Consider the following 17,401-nt stretch of genomic DNA (forward strand, 5'->3'; position numbering starts at 1 on the left):
GGCGGGCAGCTGAGGCGAGCCTAGCGGTCTCGAGGTCGTACCCGCCATCCAGAATTCGCCGAGATCCACGCACCTGCCTTCTCGATGGGTGGTTTGTGCCCCGCTAACTCGCGGAGGTGTTGTCTGCCGCGAGCGCAGATACGGCGTGCGCGGCGGCTGCCACAACCTGTTCGGCGAGGGCATCATCGCGGTCGACAAGCCACGTCATCGTGAGGCCATCGGTCAGTGTGATGAGCAGACGCGCAACGGTCGGCAGCGGAACCAGCCAGTGCGTTCCGGTTGCCTGCGCGCCGATATCGAGTGCGTTCATCACCATGCCGGTATAGGCGGTGTACTGGTCTCGTGCGAGATCGCTCTTATCCCGAATCGCGTATTGCGTGAGTTCGAGCATGGCTTGCTCGTGCGCGGGGTCAGACTGCAGATGGTGAAGGTATCCGAGCAGCCCATCGTGGAGCAGCTCGGTGAGTGTCTTACCCGCCACGTCCTTGGGTGCGATGGCGCGTTCTTCGAGAGCGATCACCTCACTGATCAACACCTCAAGCAGGTCATCGCGGGACGCGAACGCGTAATGAAAACTCGCCAGCGACATCCCCGCCTCCGCGACGATCGCACGAGTCGATGCCGCCGCGAGCCCCCGCGAAGCAACCACGCGCATCGCGGCTGCCAGCAACGCACGACGACGCTCGTCAACCGGTGTGTGCGCCATGCGCTCCCCCTCGACATCGTCGCCGTGCAGTGGCTAAACACTAGCTCAACTGGGGCGATCGTCCCACTACCCAGCGATGGGCAGACGTGGAAAGGGCGCTAATGCGTCACGATCGTCTTGGCAATGATGATGATGAGCCCGAATGACGCGGTCGCGAATGCGCCGACGATGCGCCAGAGCCAGCTCACACCGAGCCGGCTATAGGCGACGAATCCCAGTAGGGCCAGCACTCCGACGCATGACCACAGCGCAACCCACGTGGCGGTCGTGTCATCGAATACGCCAAAGACGCCGAGGAGCAGTGCGATTCCCGGAACCACGACGGCGAGCAACATGCCGCGCGCCTTGCCGATGGCGTGACGGATGACAGCACCGAGGTGGGCTGGCTGACCATCGTCGTCGCGGCGCCCGTGGCGGGCGACAACGCCGGAATAGACGTGCGCGAGCCAGAACACGATCACCGTGACCGAAACGAAGATGAGGATCTTGAAGGATGGCGCATGCACCCCACCGGCCGCAGCCACCAGACCGGAGACCAGAATGAGTCCGTAGACCCCTTCCTCGGTCGAGATCTGTTGAAAGAAGCGGCGTACTCCCGTCGACGATGCATCCATGATCCCAGCCTATGCATTTCGATACCCCGTCAGTGACATCATCCGAGTGGGTGATGGCACATTCACTGACCTTCGCGATGATGTGCTTGGACCCGTGTGATGAACTCATATCAGGGTCGAGAATCTCTGAAAGGAACATCGTGAAGCGCGGCGATTGTGACCCTGGCAGGTGTTCTCGTGTTGCCGCGGCGCCGATCACCGCGCCTGGTTGAATGACATCATGACTCTTGCGGAACCCGCCACCCCGTCGCGTACATCTCGCCGCTATGCCGAGGCCGAGTCGTCCCAGCACTCGGCGCTATCTGCCGACGATGTCACGGGCCCCAATCCGGCAGCGGCCGCAGGCTCGCTTGCGACGGAGCAGTATCGCATTGACCTTGAGCGAATCCGCTTTTCGCCCTACTTCGGCAGGCTCTCTGACGTCACGCAGGTGGTTCCGCTCTCTGGCGTCGGCCCGATGGCACACAACCGCCTCACCCACTCGCTCAAGGTGAGTGCTGTCGCCAGGGTGATTGCCGCCAACCTTGCGGGGGCAGCCGCGCGTCACCGCGCATATGTGCGTGGCGAACGCACAGACGACGATGCCACCGGTGCCACGATTGAGGCGCTCGGCGGGTGCGACACGATTGTCGCGCAGGGCGCCGCCCACGCGCATGATCTCGGTCACCCGCCGTTTGGCCATCTCGGTGAGCGGGTGCTTGATCGGATCGCGCGGGATCGACTGGGACTGCTGGAGGGGTTCGAAGGCAACGCCCAATCATTCCGTATCCTGGTGCAGCTCGACACGCTGGGGCGTAATTTTCCTGGCCTCAACCTAACCGCGAGCACGCGAGCTGCCACACTCAAATATCCGTGGACGCGTGGCGAATGGATCGGTGTGACCACCGCCGAACTCGCCGTTTCTGACCGCCGTCGTGGCGTGGGGGCAGACCCCATCGCCGGTGCAGGAAAGTTCTCAGCGTATGCGCTCGACGCGCCACAAATGGAGCAGGCGTTACGTGCATTCCCGACAATCGCTCGCGGCCAACAGACGGTCGAATGTGCCGTGATGGATCTCGCCGATGACATCGCGTACGCGGTGCATGATCTCGATGAATTCGCGCGCGGTGGAGTGTTGCAAAAGGCCGAAGTTGCGGCCGAGTTTCTGGCTTGGCTGTCGGCTGCCAGCGCATTCGCCACAATGGACGCCGCCGAACTTGCCGCGACGCGGCGGGCGCCTGGCACTGCGCTTGAGCTGCTGTGGCGACGCGCGTCGATGAAGGACGCATGGATCGCCGACCGCGACGCGTTTGCGGAGGCCGTGCAGCGGGTGAGCGAGAGCATCAATGGCTCATTGCTTGCGGCGGCATATGACGGCGGCATCGACAGTGAACGGGCTGTCTCGGGATTCACCCGCCGCTGGATCGAGCACCTTCGCACCTCGGTTGTCGTTGAGCGCGACCCCCATGTGCGTAGCGGTCACGTGCGTCTAAACCAGCGGGCCTGGCACGAGGTCATTGTGTTGAAGTTCGTGCACGCCCACTTTGTGTTGGAACGACCAGAACTCGCGCTGCCGCAGCGTGGGCAAGCCCGGATCGTCACCGATCTGACGCTCGGCTATGACGCCTGGTTGACTGCCCCAGACGATGCGCCTCGTGCGCCACGCCGGTTGCAGGAGTGGGTGGAGGAGGTTACCGACAACACCTTCGTGATGCGCGACGAACGCCCAGACGCCATCCTCGGCGACGCGAGCGACGCAGCCCTGCGCCGCCAGTCCCGCGGACGGGCGATCGTGGACTATGTGTCTTCGCTCAGCGACCAGCAGGCCATCGCGACTCACCGCACAATGACGGGCCTCACCTGAATCGACGCGACGTCAGCGATGGCTCGCCGCGGTGTCTGGCTCCCGCCCATCGAGGAGTCCGGCAATGGCGTGGATCGCGGCGGGCGGAACCATGCCGACCGTGACGGTCGCAATATCCAGCAGCGTCATCTGTAGCGCCTCGGCCGGGAGCGGGCCATCGACAATCTCACCGAGAACACCGCGCAACACTTCCCGCGATGTCGGATCATCGAGCAGCTCGCGCACGCTGCGCGTTGCAACGGCAGAGCCGACGAAGTCGTTGGGGTCGAGGGTCTCCGTGTCGGTCGCCGCTGGCTGACGTCCGAGTACGAGGTGCGCGTTTGTGACGGTGCCCGCCTGCGGAAGCCCGAGTCGAACGTATTGCTCGGCTGGCGCGTCGGCTTGCCGCATCGCTGCAACAAGAAGCTCTGCCATGCGCATCTCCAGCGCGTCATCCACAAGCGGATGACGCTGCTCCGGGTCAGTCTGCAGGTCAAAAAGAAGGGTACCGAAGGCCGCAGGGTTGGTGGGTGCGAGCGCCGGAACCCTCAGTACGGGTGCGCCCTTCGTGAAGCTGAGCGGCGGAACCAGTTGCGCTGCTTCCAAAAGCTCGACAGGCATACGCCCACGCATCGTGGTCGGCATGAGCGTGTATTCCACCAGCGGCTGGTTATCTGGCGTGACGGCAGCACGCATGTACACATATCGACCGTCAGTAATGTTCGCGTGGCCGCCGTGGATTCCAAACAGTGCCGTCTCCCGGATCGGCCGAGAATCGGCGATCACCGAAGCCAGCGATTCACCCTGCATATCGGGCGTCGTCTGGAGGCCGAAAAGGTCAAGCAGGGTGGGCCCGAGATCGACGGTTTGCACGACCTGATCGCGGCGCTCCCCCGCAACGCCCGATCGCGGATCCCAAATGAACAGCGGAATGTGAATGGTCTCGTCGTAGAACGGCGGCACATTCTTTCCCAGCCAATCGTGCTCACCGAGAAGGAGGCCGTGATCAGTGCACACGATGAGCATCGTGTCATCCCACATGCTGTGCGCATCCATCATGTCGAGCACTCGACCGAGCGACGCATCACACATCGAAAGGAGGGCCGAGTATCGTGCGCGCAGGTGCGCAAGCTCTTCTGCCGACTCGGTGACTTCTTTGTAGTCGGGCCAATCAAAGTCGCGTCCGCCGGGTGGGGCAACATCGGAATACAGCTGGTGATATTTCTCGTAGCTGAAGAACGGCTCGTGCGGATCGAACGTTTCGATCTGCACCATCCAGTGATCTTCAGCGAGGTTCGTTTCGATGAAGTTCAGCCCCGCATCAAATGTCTTCGTTTGCGGATGATCTGCTTCGTCTGCGAGGTATTGACGGTTGATAACATCTTGCCTGCGTAGGTCGCGGTTGCTTGCGTAGGGTGTGACGTTTGTCATATCGGGGTCGGCAACCTGCCCCTTCCATTCGTCACCCTCCTGGCCGCGGAACAGCTCAAACGTGCGAAAACGTGGATGATACGTCGCCCCGCCATCAAGCCAGTAGTGCTGATGATCCGTCACCAGGTGCGTGTACACGCCCGCCTCAGTCAGCATCTGCGGAATCGAGTCATCAAATGGTTCCAACGGCCCCCAACCGCGGTGCAGAAAGTTGTGGCGCGCCGTGTGCATCTCGCGGCGCGCGGGCATGCAGGGCATGGAACCGCCATAGCAGTTGTCGAATTGCACCGACCTGCTCGCGAGTCGTTCGAAGTTGGGTGCGTGAATACCCTCGGCTCCATACGGCGGCAGAAACTTTCGGTTCAGGGTGTCGAACATCACGACGATGGCTTTCACGCTTCGTTCACCTCACTGATCGCACGCGGAAGACGACAAGGCCACCAATAATCATGATGACAGCGGCCACGATGTAGAGCTCGGTGTACCCGGCGACCGTCAGCACCGCCCAGCCGACCAGCGGCGCGATCGGAAGGTGCTGGGCCGAATTCACAATGCCAAGATCTCGAGCGCGGGTTTCTGAATCAGGCAAGACGTCGGTGAGCAGCGCCTGATCCACCGACAGGAACATGCCATAACCGACGCCGAGGAGAACGGCTGCGACGATACTGGCGTCCCACGTGGGCACGAAGGCCAGGAGCAACGCGGCCGCTGCCTGCAGCCCGGCACACAGTGCGATGAACACCCGACGAGCGCGGAAGCGGTCCGTCAGCACTCCCCCGAGCCACGAGGCAATCGCGCAGCCACCGAGGTAGAAGAGGATCAGGATCATGAGCGATCCGTCGGGGTCAGGCAGCAACAGGACGTCGGCGAGGAAGAAGAGCAGATATGTCGTACCAACGAGGTTTCCGGCGTTGATCAGAACGCGGGAGAGCCCAGCCCAGCCCAGGTCGCCGTAACCGGCCCAGGAGGCGCGGCGCCACAGGCTGCGGCGCGCACGGGCTGGCTTGTCTTGCGGCGCGGGTTCTGGAAACGCAAGCAAGAACGGGAGCGGTGTCAGCAACGCAAGCACCGCGATCACCAGCCAACTGGTTCCGACATCTGTCACCAACTCGGTGACGATGATCATGCCAAGTGCCAGCGCAAAAACCTGCGGAACGCCCATCGCGGCCGACGCGCGCCCGCGTTGAGCTTCTGGCACCTGATCGGCGATGATCGCAGACAGCGCCACGAGCACGGCTGCTTCGCCCAGGGCGACGAGACCGAGCAGTACCGCAGCGCCTGCCCACGACGTCTGCTGACCGACGAAGGCGAATGGTGCCGTCGCCACGATCAGACCACCAAGCGCCCACGTGCGGCGACGACCAAAACGGGTACGAGTGCGGTCGCAGAGCCAGCCGATGAGCGGAACACCGACCACGATCACGAGCGCCATCTCCGTGATGAGGAAGGAGCCGATCGCCACCTTCTCGGCCGGATCGATGACGCTGGCGAGCTTCACGACCATGAACTGGCCGGGCAGCATCACCAGAAGCCAGAATCCAAACCAGGCGAGCGCGAACAGCAGGAGCCACGTGCGGCTCACCGGCTCACGGCTTGCGACTTCGGGGGCGGGTGCAGCCGATTCCAGAGTCATGATCGCCCCCTACTGTCGCGCGCGGGCAACATCTTGGAGCCAGCGATAGGAGGCTTTGGGCGTTCGGGTTCCGCTGTCGAAGTCGACGTGCACAATGCCAAAGCGCTGAGTAAACCCGGCAGCCCACTCCCAGTTGTCGATAAGCGACCAGACGAAGAAGCCCCGCAGATCGATTCCTTCCGCGACTCCGCCAGGCGCGACTGCCGCGAGCGCCGTGGCGAGATGCTCGCCGATGTAGTTGATTCGCTCGATATCGGCGATCTCGCCAGCGCCGTTCACAACGTCGTCAAAGCTGGCACCGTTCTCGGTGATGTACACCTGCGGGAGCACATCACCATAGCGTTCCTGCACTTCGCGCAACGTTGTCGCGAAGTATTCCGGCGCAATCGGCCAGCCGAAGCCGGTTGTGGCGTATTCATCGAATTCCTCGAGGCGGAAAGGCAAATCTGCCATCGCTTCGCTGGTTCCGTCTGGGCTTTCGCCTCCGCCTGCGCCCGCCGCCACGCGCGTCGGCATGTAGTAGTTGAGCCCGTAGAAGTCGAGCGGTTGGGAGATGATGTTGAGGTCTTCTGCGGGAATGTCGGCGAATGCGCCGAACAAGGGTGCGAGAAAGTCCGGAACCTCCGGGTAGTGCCCGAGGAGCACCGGGTCGGCGAAGACACGGTTGTGCACGATGTCGAAGAGCGTCGCCATCGCAAAGTCTTCGGGGCTGTCGCTTGCCGGAACCACGGGGGTATGCACGTTGGTGATGCCGATTTGACCGCGCACCCCGGCCGCGCGTAGTGCTTGCACCGCAAGACCATGGCCAAGCAGCTGATGGTGCACGGTGGGGAGCGCGTCGAAGAGGAGGGCCTCGCCTGGTGCGTGAAGCCCGAGCGCGTAGCCGTTGAGCGTCACTGTGGCGGGCTCGTTGATGGTGATCCAGTTGTCGATGCGGTCGCCGAAGCGCTCGCCAAGGAGTGCCGCAAAATCGCCGAGTCGCGCGGCGGTGTCGCGGTTCAACCATCCGTTCTCGTACTCCTCGGGAAGGTCCCAGTGGAAGATGGTGGCGAACGGCGCAATGTTCGCAGCGTGCAGCTCATCGAGGAGGCGATCGTAGAACGCGACACCGTCAGCGTCGAGCGTTCCCCTGCCGCCCGGCTGCAAACGTGTCCAACCGAGCGAGAAGCGGTAGGCGTTGGATCCGAGATCCGCCATGAGTCTTACATCTTCCGGCACCCGGTGAAAGTGATCTGCTGTCACCGCTGTCGTGGTTCCGTCAATAATCCGCCCGGGCTCCGCGCTGAATCGGTCCCATACGCTGGGGGTGCGCCGCCCGACCGCTGTCGCGCCTTCGATCTGTGCGGAGGCGGTGGCTGTGCCCAACAGGAAATGCGGAGGAATAGCACGGCCTAGGGCCTCGGCGTCGGTGCTGGCGTGTGGTTCGTGAAACATCATCGTCTCCCCGGTGGCGAACAACGGCGTTCGCTCAAGCGCAAAGTGGGACACTCGTCCCACTTCTCGTAGCCTAGGGTGCGCGTGATGGCATGGCAAGCATTTCTCGGTCTCTATGCTGGGTGCGTGATCTCACATCAGGAACAGGGTGCCGGCTGCGGTTGTGGACTGCCCGCGCGCGGCGCGTCGGGTGTCTCGGATGCACCCCCGGACACGGGAGTCGGGGTGCATTCCATCGCGCAGGCACACATTCCTGCCGGAACATTCGTGATGGGCGACTCCTCTGGCGACCGTAATCCCGCCGATGGCGAGGTTCCGCTCCACGACGCGACCCTCTCCGCTTTTGATATCGACGTGACGCCGGTGACGAATGACGACTTTGCGCGTTTCGCGGCGGCAACCGGGTACCGCACAGACGCGGAGAGATTTGGAGACTCTGCGGTGTTCCATTTAGCCGTGCAGGCTGCGGAGGCAGAAATCCTTGGTTCTGGTTCCGGAACCCCGTGGTGGTGGAGCGTGCAAGGGGCAAGTTGGCGGCACCCGGGTGGGCGGCGCTCCTCACTTCTTGGCCTTGGCGATCACCCCGTCGTGCATGTCAGTTGGAATGACGCGCAGGCGTATTGCGCCTGGGCGGGGCGACGCCTCCCGACCGAGGCTGAGTGGGAATACGCCTCGAGAGGCGGCCTTGCCGAGCGGAAATACCCGTGGGGCGACGAAGACGTCGACGAGGGCGGTTGGCGCGCCAACATTTGGCAGGGCGAGTTTCCGCGCACAAATACGCTCGATGACGGGTACTTGACCACCGCTCCGGTGCGGACGTTTGCCCCCAACGGATACGGGTTGTGGCAAACGGTCGGCAACGTGTGGGAATGGTGTGCTGACTGGTTTTCTCCCCGCACGTACACGTCTGCAGCCGTCACGGATCCGCGGGGCCCGGCCCATGGTTCCGCCCGCGTATTGAGAGGTGGCAGCTACCTGTGCCACCTCTCCTACTGCAACCGCTACCGCAACGCTGCGCGGTCGCAGAACACCCCGGACTCGTCAATGGGTAACGCCGGCTTTCGCACGGTGGGGCGGTGAGTTCAGCCGCGCTTGTTTGGCCGCACCTTGCGGTACGGGTGGTTGTCGATGCGCGTGGTCACCGTCGTAATCACGTTTTCGTATGACTCGGATTTGCGGGCGATAGCCATCAGCCGCTTCGTGGTCTTACCTGCGGCGCGGAGGTTCATCGGTCGACCCTCGATGCCATAGAGCAGCAGTACCCAGTCCGGCAGGATCGACAGCACGCCGTCCGTGACGATAATCGTGGTCCACACCGTGATCGGGTTGCCGCGGAAACTCGGCTTGCGCAGCTGCCTGGTGACCTGCGCGGCAGGCAGACACAGCGAGAGCCAGTGTCGTTGCTCATCGATGTGTTTGTCCAGCTCCGCGCGGGTGGCGGGTAGCGTGGTCGGGTCCATCCCGAGGAGTCCGGCAGAAATATGCTGTTCGACGACGAAGCGGTCTTCTTCCTCCGGTGTCAGCTTGAGGCCGAATGCCTCAGCTGACCTGAGCAGCGCATACACGAGAGTGTTGTGCGTCCAGGCCATCCATGCGGGCTCTTCGGCGCGCAGCGTCTGCCCGGTGTATGGGTCGTCCCACACCGCGTGTGCGTGCATGCGGCGTACCGATTTCGCGGCCGCATCAGCGTGGGCCTTGTCTCCGAAGGCGATGGTGTCGAGGTAGCGGCCGGTGCGCTCGTCCCGTCCGGCCGCGTCGCCGTACGACGCCGTCGCCTGGTCGAAAAGGCGCATCATGTTGGGGTTGAGCGCCTGCAGAAGGAGCGCGGCCATGCCACCGAGCTTCGTCGCCGGGTCGGCAAATACCTTCCACGTCACACTGTCTGGCCCGAAGTACCCATCGTCGCTGCGCGGCGTATCGGGGGAAATGGACGAGGTCATCGCGGTGCTCCTTGCAAGACGAACCGTAAAGAAAAGATCGTGCCGATTACACCTGCACTTGGACAGCATCCTATATTGGGGAATGTCTGTTAGCGTCATCTGTTCTGGATTATCTATCCTCCAGATGCGTTCCAAGGAGCATAAGTGTCTACGCCGTCCACACCCCGCATTCGAGCAACAACGGCTGATCTGCTGGGCAGCGCATTTCGCATTGTGCGGACAGGCGGAACCACGATTGCCCTCATCGCCGTGCTCTCGCAGGTTGCGATTGCGCTGATCGCATTGCCGGTGATGGGGTGGCTCGTTCACGAAGCGCTTTCGGCGGCTGGGCTCTCCGGCATCGACATGCCGCGCATCGGCCAGGTATTTGCCAGCCCATTTGCGATCGCGGTGTTCGTTGTCGTCTTGATCCTCGGCTACCTGCTCATGCTCGGCCAGCTCATGCTTCTCGTGGTCGCCGCGCGGCACGCCCTCGCCGGTGAGGCGTTCCGGCTGCGTACGATCTGGCGCGAGTTCGCCGGGGTCTTTGCTCGTTTAGTGCGGCCGAGCTCCCTGGGACTCATGCCGTACTTGCTGGTCATCCTTCCGCTCGCCGGATTCGGCTTTCTCTCGGTGATTACCCGCACCATCACGGTTCCGTCGTTCATCTCTGGTGAACTCATGAAGAGTGTGCCTGGCATCATCGGCTGGATTGTTTTTCTCCTCATCGTGGGAACCCTCAACACGCGGTACTCGTTGACGTTGCCGCTGTACGCCGCGACGGCGCTGTCGGGGAGGCGGGCGCGCAAGCTCAGCTTCAGGCTCACGAAAGCGTACGAGGTTCCGATCTTCTTGGCCGTCTTGATCATCGCGCTGGCAAGCGTGGCTGCTGGCTTTCTCCTCCTGGTCGTCAGCATCGCACCAACGATGCTGATGGATGCGGTGTGGCCGGAGGCGGCGCCCGTGACGGCGGCCATCATGCTGGGCATCGCTGTCACCGCTGGCATTGTGGTGATGGCATCGGCCACGGTGATGGTGGTCACGGTCGCGGTGCGGGCTTCAGAGATTACCCTTGCCGCACACCCCGATCTGGTTCCGCTCTCCGGTAGTGATGCACCAGCCGCGGTGGCGAAGAATGTCTCTCGTCGATACACCGTGGTGACGGCCGCCGTGCTCGTTGGCATTGCCGGGGCGACCGCTGCAACTACAGCGCCGCTGATGTTTGAGCTGTCTCGCCAGCCAAGCACGCTCGTACTCGCGCACCGTGGCTTTTCGAATGTGGGTGTTGAGAACACCATTGGCGGGTTGGATGGCGCAGCAAACGCGGGCTCCGACCTCGTTGAAATGGATGTCATGCAAACCGCAGACGGCGGCTTTGTTGTGATGCACGATGCCAATTTGAGCCGTCTTGCAGGCAAAGATGTGAACCTCGCTGATCTGACGGTTGCGCAAGCTACCAAGACGACCGTACGTGACCTTGCCGGCCACTCCGATGTCATCCCGAGCCTCAAGGACTACCTTGCTCACGCCGACGCGATCGGTCAGAAGTTGCTCATCGAAATCAAGCTTCACGGACGCGAGACTCCCGATTTCCTCAAGCGGTTGGTGAGCGAGATCGATGAGCAAGGCTTTCTGGCCAACCACATCTATCATTCACTGGATCCCCACGTGGTTGAAGATCTGAAACGGATGCGCCCCGCACTTACCGTCGGCTATACGATGGCGTTTGCTGGTTCCGCTCTCCCCCAGACGTCGGCAGACTTCGTGGTGATCGAAGAATGGTCGTATTCCACAGACCTCAATGCGGAAGCGCACCGAGCGGGCCTTGGCATGTTCGTGTGGACCGTCAACGATGAGATGCGGATACGTCAGTTGCTTCGCGACGGCGTCGACGGCATCATTACCGACCGCCCAGATATCGCGCTAGCAGCACGCACGCAGATGAACGAAGATCCCGGAATGTCGCCTGTTCTCTTCGACGCAATCATGCGGTTCGTGACCATTTTCTAGCGTCTGACACCGGGATAGAGCCGGGCGGAACCACGTCTGCACCCGCGAAGGTCGGACCCCGTTAACACGGGTCCGACCTTCGCATGTGGAGGAGCGGCTACTTCATGCGGTTCTTGACGTCGTCGATCTTGTCCTCGACGGCATCCTTGGCCTTTTCGACCTTGGCGTCAGCCTGATCGATCTTGCCCTGCGCTTCCAGCTTCTCGTTGTTCGTCGCGTCGCCGAGGCCTTCTTTGGCCTTGCCAACTGTTTCCTTCGCGTTGTTCGCGATGTCGTCTCCGATACCCATGGGGTTCTCCTTCCAAAGTTCTCGCTCGTGTGGAGCGGATACTGACGACGGTAGATGCCCGGCATTTTCTGCTCTAGGGGATTGACTTTGCGTTGTGTCGCCGCCTATCGTGCGCGCCCGGGCGCGAGGGTTACATGCGGATCTTGAAGCGCGCTTTGCCGGCAGCACATGCGCTGATCTCGCTACTAATGTCAACCCCCTCCACTCTTCGACGCGGTTCCGACTCAATAGACAACACACCTGCTCATAACCTCGGGAGGAATACATCGTGGAAATCATAGAAACCATCGACGTCGAAGTTCCGGTCAGCGTGGCCTACAACCAGTGGACGCAGTTCGAGTCATTCCCTCAGTTCATGGACGAGGTCGAGTCTGTCACCCAGATCGACGACACCCGAATGCACTGGAAGGTACGTGTCGGCGGTGCGGAGCGAGAGTTTGATGCTGTCATCGCAGAGCAGAGTCCCGATGAGCGCGTCGCATGGAAAAGCACAGGAGGCGATACCGAACACGCCGGTGTCGTGACCTTCCACAAGCTAAATGAAGCCGAAACACGTGTCACTGTGCAACTCGACTGGAAGCCAGAGGGGCTCCTCGAGCACCTCGGTGCCGCGATTGGAATGGGAAAGCACGCCGTAAAAAAGGACCTTGAAAACTTCAAGAAGTTCATTGAAGCACGCGGCACCGAAACCGGTGAATGGCGTGGAGACATCGAAGCGTAAAGATCGGTCGAAGGAGATGGATATGTCAAACCCCAGCATTCCGCCAGTACCGGGCCCAATCCCCAGCGAAGAGCCCGACCAGGGAACCATCCGAAAAGACGGTGAGAACATTTTGGATCCCGATGCCAACGACGCGTTGATCGACAGCGCGACTGCTGATCGTCTGGCCGCTGAGGCGGATCCCGACGCCTTGCCAACCAACGAGCGACAGGGGTCCTAACGTGGCCACAAAATCAACGTCATCCAAGAAATCAACGACCGCGGCGGCAACCACCGCCCGCGAGAACGCTGAGGCAGGATTTACGGCGTCAGCAACGCTGACGAAAAATCTTCAGGCTGTGCTCGTCGACCTGCTCGATTTGCAGCTGCAGGGCAAGCAAGCCCACTGGAACGTCGTCGGTCGCAACTTCCGCGACACCCACCGTCAACTCGATGACATCATTGAGGCGGCGCGGGAGTTTAGCGACACGGTCGCCGAGCGCATGCGGGCGCTGCACGCGGTTCCGGACGGTCGCACAGCGACCGTTGCCAAGACAACGTCGTTGCCCGCTTTCCCCGCGGGCGAAGTCGACACGTCAGAGACGATCGACCTCATCACACAACTACTCGATAAGACGGTGGCGACCATGCGCGATGTACACGACGCCGTCGACGAGGAAGACCCCACAAGCGCCGACATCTTGCACGCAATTATCGAGAAGCTTGAACAGTTCTCGTGGATGGTCAGTGCAGAGAATCGCACTCCTCGCAAGGCGTAGGACGGCAGCCGCGAAGCGATGCGCTGAGTCGCGGCCGCAGCCATGGCGGAGCCCACCTAACCGGTCGGGCTCCGCCATGGCGTTCACCTACCGAATAATCGTCGGTGCGTCACCGTTCGCCGGGTACAGTGCACCCAGCGGCCTCGGGTTACCGTCGGTGAGAACCCAATCGACGGCACGACTCGGAGATTCACCGGCACGCACCTGCTCCAGCCATGGCACCCATCGCGTCGGGTTCAGCCGAAAGATGCGCGGGCGCCGTTCATCATTCGTCGGCCACAGCTCGAACAACGGCGCATGACGGTTGACGTCGAGTTGGTCGATGCGATGCGTGATGAGCTCTACCAAGAGGTAGTAGTCGGCTGGCGTGAAGCCAACGGCGTGGAGCCCGCGGGCCGTGTCTTTCCAAATTTTCGGTGCCCGAGTGTTGCCGTTCATCACCCCTGGCGCGACGTGGATCATCACCGTCACGCCGGGAAACCACGGCAGGTGGTCGACCATGTATCGCGACCACAGCGGGCGATCGGCCACCGGCACATCGCCCCATCCTTCGACCGGGTGCAACTCATCGGCGCCTTGGCCACCAATGACTATCAGGGACATGGGAGTCTCCATCCCGGAACCCGCCACAGCGAGATTCCATCGACTTGCCCGTCTCGCGATTGCGTCGGGCCAGTTCTTCCCCTGGGGCACCCCGCTCGATGGAGGGGGTTGCCGTGTAGCCAGCCAGGTACCTACGACTACAACTCTTGAACCTGAAGCGAGTATATCCGTGAGCTCGGACATTGCAAGAAAATGCGTCAGCCTTCCGGGCTCTGGCCAAAACGCATAACCGGATGAACGAGCACGACCGACGACGACCGAAACTGAAATGTCCCGATGAGAATTTGAATCTCATCGGGACATTGGTCGGGCTGACAGGATTTGAACCTGCGACCCCTTGACCCCCAGTCAAGTGCGCTACCAAGCTGCGCCACAGCCCGCTGTTTCGTTGTCGTTGCCGCGAAGGCAACTCCCCCATCTTACTCACTCACCAATGTGCGCGCGAACCAGCCACGCATGGAGCTCTCAACCGTGCCAGCAGCCGCGCACCGTGGTTCCGACTTACCCGCACCGTGGTTCCGACTCGCGCGCAGTGCGTCCACCCGGCCCCTCGGTTGATTTCATATATGCCAAAAAGCAAACGCTAACGATATACACCGCTCCGTACGCTCGAGCATTATGAAGAGTTCCCAGACCAGAGCCACTGTCAAGCCCGCGCGCCTGCTCGCCGTGCTCCTCGTCTTGCTGATGCTGGGTGGCGCGGGCGCTGCGTTCGTCGCGTGGGCCACGGCGCCCGGCGGTGAAAGATTCGAGATTACCGAGGGTTCGATCACGGGCCCGCACGAGTCAGTCGAACTCATTTGGCCGGCGAATGGCGAGGCTGCTTTGGCGGTGGGCGACGGAACCATCTCGGCGAACTCCGACGACGCGCTGCCGATGGCGAGCATTTCGAAGCTCATCACCGCGCTGATGATTCTCGAAGCACGGCCGTTAGGTGTTGGGGAACAAGGCCCCGCGTTTGGGTTCACCTGGGACGACGAAAACGCGTACTTCGAGGCAATGGGGGCCGGCTTGTCGGCACTGCCCGTGCCCGTCGACGGCTCCCTCACGCAATATCAAATGCTGGAGGGAATCCTCATCGGGTCTGCCTGCAACTACGTCGACTATCTCGTCACCGACATCTGGGGCTCGAATGATGAGTTTGTGACCGCCGCAGCGTGGTTCCTCGAGCGCCACAATCTCACCGGCATCACCATGGTCGAGCCCACCGGGATCGACCACCGCAACACCGCCACGCCGTCGGCACTCGTTGAGGTCGGTCGACTTGCGTTAGCCAACCCGATCATCGCCGAAATCGTCGCCAAGCGCGCGATTGACCTCCCCGGCGTCGGAATCGTCGAGAACACCAACGACCTGCTCGCTGACCCCGGCGTCGTCGGCCTCAAAACCGGCACGCTCGACGGCTACAACCTGCTCTCCGCCAAAGACATCGTCACGGCCGATGGCGCAACCATTCGGGTGTTCGTCGTGGTGATGAACCAGACTTCCGACGAAGAACGCTTCAGCGTCTCCCGCTCGCTCTACGACCAGGTCGCCCGCTTCGCGGGCTGAACGGGCTATGCGTCGATCCACACCGTGGCGTTGACGGGAGCCAATGGGTACCCGCGCCGCATGACGAAGCGCAACCACACAATCGACCCGCCGAAATGCATCGGGGATGTCGAAATGCCCTGCTCATGTGCCACAGGAGCCTCACCAACCACATGATCCGTTGCATTTTGCAGGCGGGGCGGCGTGATGGGAGCCAGCTTGAACCGGCAAGCGGAACCAGAATCACGCCGCTGCAGGAACACGCGCCGCGTCTGGCCTGCGGCTAACGCTGCGAAACCTCGCTGGCGCGACGGTTATCGACGAGGTCTTCACTCCCCTGACGTGAGTGCAGGGTTGCACCGTTCACCAGCGGCGAGGCGTCATCGTTGCATAGAACGTCGTGAGACGGTCCATGAAATCGGCGGGGTGGTATGCCGCCCAGTCAGCGTCGGCGCCAGGAACGAGCTGAAGTTCGGCGTCGCGAACGCCGGCAGCGAGCTCTTGCGCAAAGGGCAGGCTCGAGTGATCTTCGGCGCCGCAGAGCACAAGGGTGGGTGCCAGGATGCGAGCGAAGTCGTTGCGCATATCTGCGCGTCCGACCGAATCGATAAGCGATCGGAGGCTCTTCTTGCTGATCCCGGCTGGCGCAAGATGGCCGGGGACGAGACGCGACAGAAACTTCACCAGCACCCGCTGAGCGCCGGCCATGCGCACCTGGTTCCCTGTCACAACAAGCGACAAAACACGATCTGGGAAGTCGATAGCGAACTGCAGGGCAACCATGCCACCGAGCGACAGCCCAACGAAGTGTGCGCGTTGAATGCGGAGCCGATTGAGTTCATCGCTCACGGCAAGCGCTGCTGTGGCCAACGAGAAGTCATCGTTCTCGGGCGCCAGGCCCGCGAGCGGGAGCGCTATCCCGCGCCAGCCCTCCCGTAGTGAAGCAATGTGGTCGTTCCACACATCAGGGCCAGTATCAATGCCGTGTAAGAACACGACGGTCTGAGTTTCGGAAGCCATCGCCACACGCTAGCACCGACGGGTATTAGGGCTTGGGTGGAGTATCGGCGTTTGCGGCTCGGAGCCAACGAATAGCAGTCACGATGCAGGCGCCGATCAGCCCACCAATCGTGTTCCAGACGATGTCATTGATGTCTGGAACACGGCCGGGGACTCGCGCCTGCATGTACTCGACCGTGAATGAGATGCCAAGCGCGAAGATGGGAGCCAGGAACCACAACTTGCGTCCGAAGATCATGGCGAGCACCACGCCGAGCGGAATGAACACGAGGGCGTTAAGCGTGCTCTCCACCTGCACGAAAGACATTCCAGAGACGGTTGGTTCTGCGAACGCATAGGCGAGGTGCATCACAGCGCCGCGGAGTGGCGCAACGAATTGGCGAGGCATGAGCGTGAGCGCGAGCAACACGACCACGGTTATGAGCACGACGACGACGCGCGGCCCAGACACTGACGATGCGGCTTGAGATCGGGTCATGAGTTCATCCCACCGCATCGGATGTTGTGTGAGCGTATGAATTTCATACGCTTTGCGATGCAGATGAGACAAGAGCGGGAGATCGATTGTCAACGATCTCCCGCTCAGGAATTTGGTCGGGCTGACAGTGCCTGAGTTCCTGACATCGTTGACACGGATTCGCGTCGTTGTGGGGTGTGATCGTTGACGGGTGAGTCGCGTGATCGTTGACGTGTCGTGTTCTTAGATCGTTGACCGGTGAGTCGCGTCATCATTGACGCGTGAATTCAAAGAATCTCATCATCGTGAAGTCGGTCGTTGAGGCATGAGAGTCAGGGCGAACACGGCAATGACGGTGGCCGCTATTACGATGAGGCGCGGCGTCGAGATGGATGTGGCTCCTCGAGTCATGATGTCAGTTCAATGCAGTCGATGTTGTGTGAGCGTATGCGTT

18 protein-coding genes, 1 tRNA gene and 1 riboswitch are annotated in these 17,401 nt (G+C 61.8%); of the genes, 7 read left to right on the plus strand and 12 right to left on the minus strand.

Annotation, left to right across the window (positions count from 1 at the left end; all coding sequences use genetic code 11):
• Positions 1–103: 103 nt before the first annotated feature.
• On the minus strand, positions 104–706 hold the full coding sequence (locus KTJ77_RS07630; protein WP_217337814.1) for a TetR/AcrR family transcriptional regulator: 603 nt from the start codon (positions 704–706) through the stop codon (positions 104–106).
• A 98-nt stretch (positions 707–804) separates the two neighbouring features.
• A complete protein-coding gene (locus tag KTJ77_RS07635) occupies positions 805–1,320 on the minus strand; it encodes a hypothetical protein (RefSeq protein ID WP_217337815.1) in 516 nt (171 codons plus the stop codon).
• 220 nt (positions 1,321–1,540) lie between these two features.
• Here KTJ77_RS07635 and dgt point away from each other — a divergent pair, with 220 nt between their 5' ends.
• A complete protein-coding gene (gene dgt / locus KTJ77_RS07640; protein ID WP_217337816.1) occupies positions 1,541–3,163 on the plus strand; it encodes a deoxyguanosinetriphosphate triphosphohydrolase family protein in 1,623 nt (540 codons plus the stop codon).
• Positions 3,164–3,175: 12 nt separating this feature from the next.
• Here dgt and KTJ77_RS07645 read toward each other — a convergent pair whose 3' ends face one another.
• From KTJ77_RS07645 to KTJ77_RS07655, 3 genes are read right to left on the minus strand one after another with little or no spacing between them, the layout of a single operon-like run.
• Entirely contained in the window at positions 3,176–4,969 is a 1,794-nt protein-coding gene (locus tag KTJ77_RS07645; protein ID WP_217337817.1) for a sulfatase-like hydrolase/transferase, read from the minus strand.
• Positions 4,970–4,976: 7 nt separating this feature from the next.
• Complete coding sequence (locus KTJ77_RS07650; RefSeq protein ID WP_217337818.1) at positions 4,977–6,206, minus strand: MFS transporter; 1,230 nt, start codon at positions 6,204–6,206, stop codon at positions 4,977–4,979.
• Positions 6,207–6,215: 9 nt separating this feature from the next.
• Positions 6,216–7,703 (minus strand): glycoside hydrolase family 1 protein, encoded by a 1,488-nt coding sequence (locus KTJ77_RS07655; RefSeq protein ID WP_367948861.1) that lies wholly within the window; start codon positions 7,701–7,703, stop codon positions 6,216–6,218.
• A 63-nt stretch (positions 7,704–7,766) separates the two neighbouring features.
• Here KTJ77_RS07655 and KTJ77_RS07660 point away from each other — a divergent pair, with 63 nt between their 5' ends.
• Complete coding sequence (locus KTJ77_RS07660) at positions 7,767–8,720, plus strand: formylglycine-generating enzyme family protein (protein ID WP_367948862.1); 954 nt, start codon at positions 7,767–7,769, stop codon at positions 8,718–8,720.
• A gap of 2 nt (positions 8,721–8,722) precedes the next feature.
• Here KTJ77_RS07660 and KTJ77_RS07665 read toward each other — a convergent pair whose 3' ends face one another.
• Positions 8,723–9,580 carry an oxygenase MpaB family protein gene (locus tag KTJ77_RS07665; protein WP_217337820.1) on the minus strand — a complete coding sequence of 286 codons (858 nt, stop codon included), beginning with the start codon at positions 9,578–9,580 and terminating at the stop codon, positions 8,723–8,725.
• 144 nt (positions 9,581–9,724) lie between these two features.
• On the opposite strand from KTJ77_RS07665, the gene KTJ77_RS07670 reads away from it, so the two are divergent.
• On the plus strand, positions 9,725–11,569 hold the full coding sequence (locus KTJ77_RS07670; RefSeq protein WP_217337821.1) for a glycerophosphodiester phosphodiesterase: 1,845 nt from the start codon (positions 9,725–9,727) through the stop codon (positions 11,567–11,569).
• 97 nt (positions 11,570–11,666) lie between these two features.
• On the opposite strand, the gene KTJ77_RS07675 is transcribed toward KTJ77_RS07670, so the two are convergent.
• Entirely contained in the window at positions 11,667–11,858 is a 192-nt protein-coding gene (locus tag KTJ77_RS07675; protein ID WP_217337822.1) for a CsbD family protein, read from the minus strand.
• Positions 11,859–12,123: 265 nt separating this feature from the next.
• Between KTJ77_RS07675 and KTJ77_RS07680 the strand changes: the two genes are divergently transcribed.
• From KTJ77_RS07680 to KTJ77_RS07690, 3 genes are read left to right on the plus strand one after another with little or no spacing between them, the layout of a single operon-like run.
• Complete coding sequence (locus KTJ77_RS07680) at positions 12,124–12,579, plus strand: SRPBCC family protein (RefSeq protein WP_217338396.1); 456 nt, start codon at positions 12,124–12,126, stop codon at positions 12,577–12,579.
• Positions 12,580–12,601: 22 nt separating this feature from the next.
• Positions 12,602–12,799, plus strand: coding sequence for a hypothetical protein (locus KTJ77_RS07685; protein WP_217337823.1), 198 nt, complete (start codon positions 12,602–12,604; stop codon positions 12,797–12,799).
• Position 12,800: 1 nt separating this feature from the next.
• Positions 12,801–13,337, plus strand: a complete 537-nt coding sequence (locus tag KTJ77_RS07690; protein WP_217337824.1) for a DNA starvation/stationary phase protection protein — start codon at positions 12,801–12,803, stop codon at positions 13,335–13,337.
• 87 nt (positions 13,338–13,424) lie between these two features.
• Here KTJ77_RS07690 and KTJ77_RS07695 read toward each other — a convergent pair whose 3' ends face one another.
• The gene (locus KTJ77_RS07695; protein WP_217337825.1) at positions 13,425–13,940 is read right to left on the minus strand and encodes a hypothetical protein; all 516 of its coding nucleotides are present in this window, start codon (positions 13,938–13,940) and stop codon (positions 13,425–13,427) included.
• 35 nt (positions 13,941–13,975) lie between these two features.
• Positions 13,976–14,092: riboswitch (SAM riboswitch) on the minus strand.
• 151 nt (positions 14,093–14,243) lie between these two features.
• Positions 14,244–14,320 (minus strand) — tRNA-Pro (locus tag KTJ77_RS07700).
• Positions 14,321–14,558: 238 nt separating this feature from the next.
• Here KTJ77_RS07700 and KTJ77_RS07705 point away from each other — a divergent pair.
• Positions 14,559–15,491, plus strand: a complete 933-nt coding sequence (locus KTJ77_RS07705) for a D-alanyl-D-alanine carboxypeptidase family protein (protein ID WP_217337826.1) — start codon at positions 14,559–14,561, stop codon at positions 15,489–15,491.
• Between the two features lie 5 nt (positions 15,492–15,496).
• Here KTJ77_RS07705 and KTJ77_RS07710 read toward each other — a convergent pair whose 3' ends face one another.
• From KTJ77_RS07710 to KTJ77_RS07720, 3 genes are all read right to left on the minus strand, one after another.
• Complete coding sequence (locus tag KTJ77_RS07710; RefSeq protein ID WP_217337827.1) at positions 15,497–15,733, minus strand: hypothetical protein; 237 nt, start codon at positions 15,731–15,733, stop codon at positions 15,497–15,499.
• A gap of 100 nt (positions 15,734–15,833) precedes the next feature.
• Positions 15,834–16,490 carry an alpha/beta fold hydrolase gene (locus KTJ77_RS07715; protein WP_217337828.1) on the minus strand — a complete coding sequence of 219 codons (657 nt, stop codon included), beginning with the start codon at positions 16,488–16,490 and terminating at the stop codon, positions 15,834–15,836.
• A gap of 25 nt (positions 16,491–16,515) precedes the next feature.
• Complete coding sequence (locus KTJ77_RS07720; RefSeq protein ID WP_217337829.1) at positions 16,516–16,968, minus strand: VanZ family protein; 453 nt, start codon at positions 16,966–16,968, stop codon at positions 16,516–16,518.
• Positions 16,969–17,401: the final 433 nt, after the last annotated feature.

It is taken from the genome of Microbacterium sp. NC79 (genome assembly GCF_019061125.1).
GTDB lineage: Bacteria > Actinomycetota > Actinomycetes > Actinomycetales > Microbacteriaceae > Microbacterium.